Source organism: Clostridium boliviensis (assembly GCF_033342255.1).
Classification (GTDB): domain Bacteria; phylum Bacillota; class Clostridia; order Lachnospirales; family Lachnospiraceae; genus Lacrimispora; species Lacrimispora boliviensis.
In genome coordinates this window covers 1-646 of the sequence record NZ_JAWONS010000059.1, presented here as the reverse complement: position 1 = coordinate 646, position 646 = coordinate 1, and the positions used below count along the sequence as shown (strand labels likewise).

Annotated in this window: 1 protein-coding gene; it reads right to left on the bottom strand. The window is 56.7% G+C overall.

Annotated features, from left to right (window positions below; genetic code table 11):
- Window positions 1-159 precede the first annotated feature (159 nt).
- Window positions 160-646, bottom strand: a 487-nt coding sequence (locus tag RZO55_RS02755) for a proline dehydrogenase family protein (protein ID WP_318062766.1), incomplete at its 5' end; no start/stop codon positions are given.

Below are 646 nucleotides of genomic sequence, written 5' to 3'. Positions count from 1 at the left end.
ATCCCAAAGGTTGCCGGTGACACCGGCAACCTTCCTTCGTTAAAGTTGAAAATCGAAACCCGGGGTGCAAAGTCGCTTTCCTTCCTGCGCTGCCGGTGATTCCGACCGGGGTGTAAGGGAGCGGGCTCCCGGCAAGGGCCGGGAGCCCGCTCCCGCATTTCAGTCCTTGGCGATATTTTTCAGGATGAACAAGGCGTTGGCGGGCCGTTCGGCGATCCGCCGGGTGAAGTAGGGGTACCAGTCCTTGCCGTAGGGGGTGTAGACGCGGACCTTGTACCCTTCCCGGGCCAGCTCCCGCTGCAGACCGCCGCGCACCCCGTAAAGCATCTGGAATTCGTATAAATCATCCGGGATGCGGTTTTCCTTCACAAAGGATTTGGTCCACTCGATAATCCCTTCATCGTGGGTGGCGATTGCGGTGTAGCATCCGTTTTTCAAGTGCATCGCCACCAACCGCTTATAATTTTCGTCCACATCCCTTTTGTCCGGGAAGGCCACTTCCCTCGGTTCCTTATAGGCCCCCTTGACGATCCGCAGGTTGACACCCAATTCACCCAATTCACCGAGATCCTTCACGTCCGATTCGGACCGGTACAGATAGGATTGGATCACCAGGCCGATATGTTCTTTGCCCACCTTTTCCAAC